The following is an 8256-nucleotide window of genomic DNA, read 5'->3' on the forward strand; positions in this document are numbered from 1 at the left end:
GGTGTTCCGTACCAGCTGGGTGTATGCCGCCCGTGGCAACAACTTCATGAAGACGATGCTCAAGCTGGGGCGTGATCGCGACGCGCTGAACATCGTCAATGATCAGATCGGTGCGCCGACACCGGCGCGCCTGATCGCCCAGCTCACCTGTGAGGCATTGCGCCAACGGATCGACTCCGGGCTTTATCACTTGGCGCCGCAGGGCACCACCAGCTGGCATGGGTTCGCCCAGAGCATCTTCCGTCTGGCGATCGCACAGGGGGAAACGCTGGCGATAGACCCACAGACGCTAGGCGGCATCCCGACAGCGGAATACCCGACACCGGCGACACGCCCACTGAATTCCCGTCTTGCGCTGGCGAAACTCGAGGCGGCACTTGGTCTCGAGCTGCCTGACTGGCAGTCTCAGCTGGCGCTGACACTCAAGGAACATCTGGATCGCTGAGTCAGCGGTCTCTGTCACATTGGCAGTTCACCTTCAGTGTGTGGCATCTCGCGGCACCTGATCTTCTTCGAATGAAACGCTACACGTCGATACGACAAGGATTTTGATATGGCGCGCAAGGGCATCATCCTCGCCGGTGGTTCCGGTACACGACTGCATCCGATCACTCGCGGTGTTTCCAAGCAGCTGCTGCCGATCTATGACAAGCCGATGATCTTTTATTCGGTCTCTGTCCTGATGCTGGCCGGCATCCGCGAGATCCTGATCATCTCCACCCCGGAAGATCTGCCGCAGTACGAGAAGTTGCTTGGCAACGGCGAGCAGTACGGTGTGCGTTTCGAGTATGCCGTGCAGCCGAATCCGGATGGCCTGGCGCAGGCCTTCATTATCGGAGAGGAATTCATCGGCGATGATCCGGTCTGTCTTGTGCTGGGAGACAACATCTTCCATGGTCAGCACTTCTCGGATCAGCTGAAGCGTGCCGCGAATCAGCCGAGCGGCGCGACCGTCTTTGGTTACCTCGTGCAGGACCCGGAGCGCTTCGGTGTCGTGGAGTTCGATGACTCCGGCAAGGCGATGTCCATCGAAGAGAAGCCGCTGAAGCCCAAGTCTCCGTATGCAGTGACTGGCCTGTATTTCTACGACAACGATGTGGTCGAGATCGCCAAGGCCGTCGAGCCATCCGAGCGTGGTGAGCTGGAAATCACCAGCGTCAACAATGCCTACCTGGAGCGCGGTGATCTGCGTGTCGAGCGACTGGGGCGTGGCTTCGCCTGGCTGGATACCGGCACTCACGACAGCCTGCTGGAAGCCGGCCAGTACGTGCAGACCATCGAGCATCGTCAGGGCCTGAAGGTGGCATGTCTCGAGGAAATCGCCTGGACCAACGGCTGGATCAGCGACGAGCAGCTCGAAGAGCAGGGCACCGCACTCAAGAAGACCGGTTACGGCCAGTACCTGCTGAAGCGCCTGGATGACAAGCGCCGTGGCAATTACTGAGCTCGACACCTGAGAGCGGTCGCTGTTGCCAGGTACGCATGCAGTGAAGTCAATGCTGATGTACCCGCTTTCCCGCAGTCGTCGCCAACAAGGCGAGGGCTGCGGGAATTTTCATGACGCCCCCCACGCCTGCGCACTATCGAGACTGAGCCTTGTCGTGCCCTGGGCCGGCAGGGCATCGAGTCCTGTGATTGTTGAAGTGATATCTGTCCCCTACAAGGAGCGAATACCGCATGAATTTTGAAAAACTCGCCATTCCGGATGTCGTGCTGCTGACCCCGCAAAAATTCGGTGACGAGCGCGGCTTCTTCATGGAGACCTTTCGCCAGAGCGAATTTGTCGAGCACTGCGGTGATTACACCTTCGTGCAGGACAACCACAGCAAATCCCGTCAGGGCATTCTACGTGGCCTGCACTACCAGCTGAATCAGCCGCAGGGCAAGCTGGTGCGTGTCACCCAGGGGGAAGTCTTCGATGTGGCCGTGGACATGCGCAAGAGCAGTCCGACGTTCGGGCAGTGGGTCGGCGCCCATCTGAGCGAAGACAACCAGCAGATGCTGTGGGTGCCGCCGGGATTCGCCCATGGCTTCTATGTCATCAGCGAATCAGCAGAATTCCAGTATAAGTGCACGGATTATTATGCCCCGGGCGATGAGTACTCACTAAAATGGAATGACGCCAGCGTGGGGGTCGAATGGCCTCTGGTGAAGGGTGAGGCGCCGCTGCTGTCAGACAAGGATTCATTGGCTGTTGACTTTTCCAATGCCAAGCATTTTTGATTTACTGTCGGCTTTCTTGCTCTGTTTGAGAAATTTTTTTGTTAGAATTCAAACTCAATATCATTGAAGGCAGAACATAATGAAAATTGCCATCGCAGGCACAGGTTATGTCGGTCTCTCCAACGCCATGCTGCTGTCTCAGCATCATGAAGTCGTCGCGTTGGATATCGTGCCGGAGAAGGTGGAAGGCCTGAACCGTGGTATCTCACCTATCGTCGATAATGAGATTCATGAGTTTCTGGCGCGCGGAGATCTAAATTTCCGGGCTACCCTCGACAAGGAAGAGGCCTACCGCGATGCCGATTTCGTGATCATCGCGACGCCGACGGATTACGATGCCACCACCAACTACTTCAACACCAGGAGTGTGGAAGCGGTGATTCAGGATGTGCGTGACATCAATCCTGACGCAGTGATGGTCATCAAGTCCACTGTGCCGGTGGGCTATACGGCTGAGGCGCGTGAGCGTTTCCAGACTCAGAATCTGATGTTCTCGCCGGAATTCTTGCGTGAAGGCAAGGCACTGTACGACAACCTGCATCCGTCTCGCATCATTGTCGGTGAGCGCTCCGAGCGTGCCGAGGTGTTCGCTGGGCTGCTCAAGGAAGGTGCCATCAAGGAGGGTGTTGATGTGCTCTTCACTGACAGCACCGAGGCAGAGGCCATCAAGCTGTTCGCCAATACCTACCTAGCGATGCGTGTCGCCTACTTCAATGAGCTGGATACCTACGCCGAATCACATGGTCTGGATGCTAGGCAGATCATCGAAGGGGTAGGGCTGGACCCACGCATCGGGCAGCACTACCACAACCCGTCATTCGGGTATGGGGGCTACTGCCTGCCGAAGGATACCAAGCAGTTGTTGGCCAATTATCAGGAAGTGCCCAACAACATGATCCAGGCCATCGTCGACGCCAACACCACGCGCAAGGACTTCATCGCGGAATCCGTGCTCAAGCGCAACCCGCAGGTGGTAGGGGTGTATCGCCTGGTGATGAAGTCCGGCTCTGACAACTTCCGTGCCAGTGCCATGCAGGGCGTGATGAAGCGCATCAAGGCCAAGGGGATTGAAGTTATCGTTTACGAGCCGGTGCTGGAAGAAGATACCTTCTTTGGCTCACGCGTCACGCGTGATCTCGAGGCGTTCAAGCAGGAAGCGGATGTCATCCTGAGCAATCGCATGGCGGAAGAGCTCGCCGATGTGGTCAACAAGGTCTATACCCGTGATCTGTTCGGCAACGATTGATCCAGAGCTCTGATTCTTGCTCGAAACGAAAACGCCGCATCCTAGTGATGCGGCGTTTTCGTATAGGCCCACAGGGTACGGGGTAGAGGGAGCAGGTGATGACTTTCATGCTGAGCGCCTGATGCCAAGGAAGAGGGCAGTTGTGTCAGGCTATCTCGCTCATCAATCTCACGATGGCGCTTTGCCGCATTCGGTTGAGTTGCCCGTATCACCGATTACATCGTCACCATTGGATCAGGAAGGTCAGGTATGCCGTCATCCACTTCTGCTGCGCGCTCGGATTCATCCGGTGTTGCTCGGTATTTTCCCCTTATGATCACGCGTGCCGTTTCCTGCAGTGTCTTCCTGTTCGGCTTGCTCAGCCTGGTGATGCCTTCTGGCTATAGCCTCGGGCCGGCATTGCTGGTGTTGATCAGTGGCTATTGTCTGCTGCGAGAGCCTCGCGCGCTGTTGGGGGCCGTCCACAAGGAAGATCTGTCTGTGATCAGCGTGGTAGCTGGCCTCGCGGCCCTGTTGCTGGTGAGCATCCTGCTGCAGGGGGATGCGTGGCAGACGACAGGCGTGCCTATCCGTATGTTGATGGCTGTGCCGGTGCTGTTGCTCGTGTTGTCGTGTCCTCCTTCGCTTGGGGCGATGTGGGGTGGGCTGATCCTCGGCAGTGTGCTGACCGGCAGTTGGGCGATGTGGCAGAAGCTGGTGTGGGGTGTGCATCGTGCGGGTGGCTTCACCAATACCATTAACTTCGGCGATATCTGCATGCTGATGGGGCTGATGTGTCTGGCAGGCCTTGGCTGGGCGATGAGTCAGGCGGGAGCTCGACGGCGCTATTGGATACTGGCACTGCTGATCGGCGGGGCGTTCGGCATCATCGGCTCGTTGATGTCGGGGACACGCGGCGGTTGGATCGGTTTTCCCTTCGCGGCCTGGGTGCTGTATCGCAGTTATGGTGAGGTGATTTCACGGCGTGTGCTCAGGCTCGGAGTCTTCATGTGTGCTGGCGTGATCGCCTTGATGGTGATGACGCCGGAGACCGGCATTCAGCAACGTGTTGAAGCCGGCGTCTCGGATGTCACTAAATATGTGGAGGACCGCAATGCCGGCACCTCGGCGGGGGCGCGTCTCGAGATGTGGCGGGGGGCTATGCTGATGATCGCCGAGCAGCCGTGGCTGGGCAGGGGCGAGACGGGGTATGCCGAGGCGCGTGATGCGATGATCGAGCGGGGCGAGCTGAGTCGCCACGTCCAACCTTATGAGCATCCCCACAACGAATTTCTCGATGCGTGGATCAAGCGGGGAGTGTTGGGACTGCTTGCGTTGCTGGCCCTCTATCTGGTGCCGCTGCGCCTCTTCTATCGTCGCCTGGACAGTGACGACCTGACATTGCGCTCACTGGCTGTCGCCGGGGTACTGCTGCCGCTGACTTTCCTTGACTTCGGGATGACCTGGGTGATGTTTTCCCAGGCCAGCGGCGTGATGGTCTACGCCTTCTGGTTGGCGATCGTCTGGGGCACACTGCGCGCCCATGAGCGTGGCCTTGAGACACTACAGACACGCTGAGTATTTTGACCTGCGAAGGTGACGGGTCTACAGTACGCGCAAATTTGAGCAGTCGCTCACTAATATTGACGAGCGGTGAGGCGTGTTGCCTCGCTGATCAGGAGAATGGATATGCAAGACAAGCTCAAGATCGACATCGTCTCCGATGTGGTGTGCCCGTGGTGCATTATTGGCTACAAGCGCCTCGAGAACGCCATCCAGTCACTGGGCCTGGAAGACAAGGTCGAGATCGAATGGCAGCCCTTCGAGCTGAATCCGGACATGCCGGCGCATGGCGAGAACCTGCGCGCGCACTCTGAGCGCAAGTACGGCACCACGCCCAAGGGCAGTGTCGAGGCGCGCCAGAATCTCGCCAACCTGGCGGCTGAGGAAGGGTTGGTCTTCAACTACTTCGACGACATGCGCATGGTCAATACCTTCGAGCTGCACGTATTGCTCGAGTACGCCGCCGAGCAGGGCATGCAGCATGACCTGATGATGCAGTTCTTCGCGGACTTCTTCACGCTGCAGAAGGACATGTCGGACCGCGCCGTGATGGCGGACTCGCTGGCAGCGGTCGGGCTGGACGCCACGGAAGGGCTCGCGCAGCTCGATGACGCCGAGGCACGCGAGCAGGTCGTTCAGCACGAGAACCATTGGAAGCAGATGGGGATCTCCAGCGTGCCGACCTTCGTCTTCAACCGCCGCAGCGCCCTGAGCGGTGCTCAGCCCAAGGAAGTGTTCGAACAGATATTGAACGAGCTGATGGCAGAGCAGTCTTGAGTCACTGACAGCTTGCTCTAATACTGATCCCTGCCATGAAAAAAACGCGGCCCCACTGATAATCAGGGCCGCGTTTTTGGTTGTGGGGTGTCAGCAGCGAAGGCGTTATGAAATCCAGGTCAGCCTTGGTTCACGCCCCTTATTTCAAGCACTATCTTTCTGCGCTGACTTAGCTATACGGGCCACAACTCTGGTCACAGCCCTGCCTTGATATTGCTCAGTTGCTGCATGAGCGTGTCGAGGACGGCGTCTACCTGGGCTTCGGTGTGCTCACAGGAAAGGAAGAAGCGCAGCCGCGCGCTCTTCTCTGGCACGGCGGGGTGCAGGATGGGCTGGACGTTGAAACCTGCCTCGAACAGTTGGTTGGAGAGACGAGCGGCCACCAGAGAGCTGCCCAGAATCACTGGTACGACGGCTACGCCCAGGCTATCGCCGACATCGAGCCCCAGTGCGCGGGCGCGCTTGAGGAAGTAGCCGGAGATGGCGTGCAAACGCGCGATGCGCTGTCTGGCATCGTCGCCCTGGAGCAGTTCGAGAATCTTCAGCGATGGCGCGGCGACCTGTGCCGGCATGCCCACCGAGTAGAGGAAGCCCGGCGCGAAGTAGCGCAGCATGCTGACCAGCTCCTTGCAGCCGGCGATGTAACCGCCGCAGCCGGACAGCGTCTTGCTCATCGTGCCCATCCAGATATCGACTTCATGCGCAGCGATGTCGAAATGCTCTCTCAGGCCGAGGCCGCGCTCGCCGAGCACGCCGAATGAGTGGGCTTCGTCAACCATCAGCCAGCAGCGGTATTTCTGCTTGAGGGCAATCAGGCGCGGCAGGTCCGGCACATCGCCGTCCATGCTGTAGAGGCCTTCGGTGACGATCAGTACGCGCTCGAACTTGCCCCGCTGGGCACGCAATAATGCTTCCAGCGCGTCCGGGTCATTGTGCGCGAAGGGCATGCGGCGGGCGCCGGACAGCTGAGCACCGACCAGCGAGCTGTTGTGGATCCACTCGTCATGCAGGATCAGGTCCTTCGGCCCGAGCAGGTAGCCCAGCGTGGAGACATTGGTGGCGTGGCCACTGACGAATACCACCGCATCCTCGACGTCGTAGGTGCGCGCGACGGCGGCTTCCAGCTGCTGATGGATCGGACGCTCGCCGGAGACGGCCCGGGAGGCCGACACCGAGGTGCCATAGTGCGCGGCAGCGTCCGCCGCGGCCTTGACCACTTCCGGATGGCGCGAGTAGTCGAGGTAGTTGTAGCTGGCAAAGTTGACCAGCTCACGCCCCTCGATACGCGTCGTGGCACCAGCACAACCTTCATGCACGCGGAAGAAGGGCTCCGGTACACCGAAGGCGGCGCCGGCCTGCTGCATCATGCTGAGTTGCTGATAGCCCGGTTGGCGATCGAAGCGCACGAAGTCATCGCTGATCTGAAGCGGTTCAGCGCTCTTGTGGGCGAAGATATCCTCATCATTCGACTGCGTATTGGCCGGGCGAGTGCGGCGGGCACGCGCCTTGTCGAGCAGTTGCTGCTTCATGTCACTGGCGGATGTACCAGAGGAGTTGCGGGTTGCCAAAGAGGAAGTCCTTGAAGTAGAAGCGGTCTTTCGTTCGATGATGAGGCGAGGCGGGCAAGAGGGCAAGCCCTGGGCGGCGTGGGGGAGGTATCGCAGGTGGTACAAGGCTTATGGAAGGGCGTGGCGATAGAGGAGTCCAAGCGGGCTGACGCTGTATGAACAAAGAGACGCTTCGTCGGCCCTATGACCTTAAATAATGCCCATTACCAAAGCTTGCCGTGCCTCTCAGAACGTTAGCGCTCTCGGTGATGTCGCAGGCCCCAAGGGACATGACAAAAAGATCTCAATCGTCAGACGCCATGAAATCGTTAGGCAAGGGCGTGCGGGTTAGGTGATCCTTGGCTTTGAGTCGGATATGCATATCCAGCTCCTCACACTGGAGCCCCGGATGTTGTCGAATGTGGTCATCAATTAGCTGGATGATAAAGTCTGCGTAGCGTACAGAGGCGAGCTCTACCGTCGATACCGTGCGTCCCATATGCTGAGCGATCACGAGATAGGTTGCGCTGTCGGTCTTGGCGAGCAGTAGGGTAAAGCCCTCGGCGCTGGTCATGATCGACAGGGGAGCATGGTCATTGAAATCATGATGCGCATTGACGGATAGGATGGTCATTTCGTCCATGAAGGTAGTCTCACTATTTGGGAGTTGAGAAAGGCGCCATCGAAATGGCTTACCGGGACCTCCGTGTTGTCCGGTAAGCCAATGGCATGTGATATCGCAACGTAAGTTAGCCACTCATTCTGCTGTCAGGTGCTTTATCTGCCGATCAGGCTCGCGCTCAGCGCAGCTCAAGTCGTGTGAAGGGCCTCAGGAGATACGAGAGCACGCTGCGCTCACCGGTCTCGATGTCGACCGTGGCGACCATGCCCGGCTTGATCGGCAGCGTCTCGCCGTTGTGC

The 8256-nt window shown here is 58.6% G+C and carries 8 protein-coding genes; 6 read left to right on the forward strand and 2 right to left on the reverse strand.

Annotation, left to right across the window (positions count from 1 at the left end):
- The 6 genes from QQF40_RS16880 to QQF40_RS16905 all read left to right on the forward strand — a co-directional run.
- The coding region (locus QQF40_RS16880) for an SDR family oxidoreductase (protein WP_285462012.1) at positions 1-445 on the forward strand (445 nt) is incomplete at its 5' end.
- A gap of 108 nt (positions 446-553) precedes the next feature.
- Positions 554-1444, forward strand: coding sequence for a glucose-1-phosphate thymidylyltransferase RfbA (gene rfbA, locus QQF40_RS16885; protein ID WP_285462013.1), 891 nt, complete (start codon positions 554-556; stop codon positions 1442-1444).
- Between the two features lie 233 nt (positions 1445-1677).
- Positions 1678-2223 carry a dTDP-4-dehydrorhamnose 3,5-epimerase gene (gene rfbC / locus QQF40_RS16890; RefSeq protein ID WP_285462014.1) on the forward strand — a complete coding sequence of 182 codons (546 nt, stop codon included), beginning with the start codon at positions 1678-1680 and terminating at the stop codon, positions 2221-2223.
- A 79-nt stretch (positions 2224-2302) separates the two neighbouring features.
- The gene (locus QQF40_RS16895; RefSeq protein ID WP_285462015.1) at positions 2303-3469 is read left to right on the forward strand and encodes a nucleotide sugar dehydrogenase; all 1167 of its coding nucleotides are present in this window, start codon (positions 2303-2305) and stop codon (positions 3467-3469) included.
- 249 nt (positions 3470-3718) lie between these two features.
- A complete protein-coding gene (locus QQF40_RS16900) occupies positions 3719-5026 on the forward strand; it encodes an O-antigen ligase family protein (RefSeq protein ID WP_285462016.1) in 1308 nt (435 codons plus the stop codon).
- 111 nt (positions 5027-5137) lie between these two features.
- Entirely contained in the window at positions 5138-5788 is a 651-nt protein-coding gene (locus tag QQF40_RS16905; RefSeq protein ID WP_285462017.1) for a DsbA family oxidoreductase, read from the forward strand.
- Positions 5789-5982: 194 nt separating this feature from the next.
- On the opposite strand, the gene QQF40_RS16910 is transcribed toward QQF40_RS16905, so the two are convergent.
- Both QQF40_RS16910 and QQF40_RS16915 read right to left on the reverse strand, forming a co-directional pair.
- Complete coding sequence (locus QQF40_RS16910; RefSeq protein ID WP_285462019.1) at positions 5983-7317, reverse strand: aminotransferase class I/II-fold pyridoxal phosphate-dependent enzyme; 1335 nt, start codon at positions 7315-7317, stop codon at positions 5983-5985.
- 322 nt (positions 7318-7639) lie between these two features.
- On the reverse strand, positions 7640-7978 hold the full coding sequence (locus tag QQF40_RS16915) for a hypothetical protein (protein ID WP_285462018.1): 339 nt from the start codon (positions 7976-7978) through the stop codon (positions 7640-7642).
- Positions 7979-8256: the final 278 nt, after the last annotated feature.

Source organism: Cobetia sp. LC6 (genome assembly GCF_030264805.1).
Taxonomy (GTDB): domain Bacteria; phylum Pseudomonadota; class Gammaproteobacteria; order Pseudomonadales; family Halomonadaceae; genus Cobetia.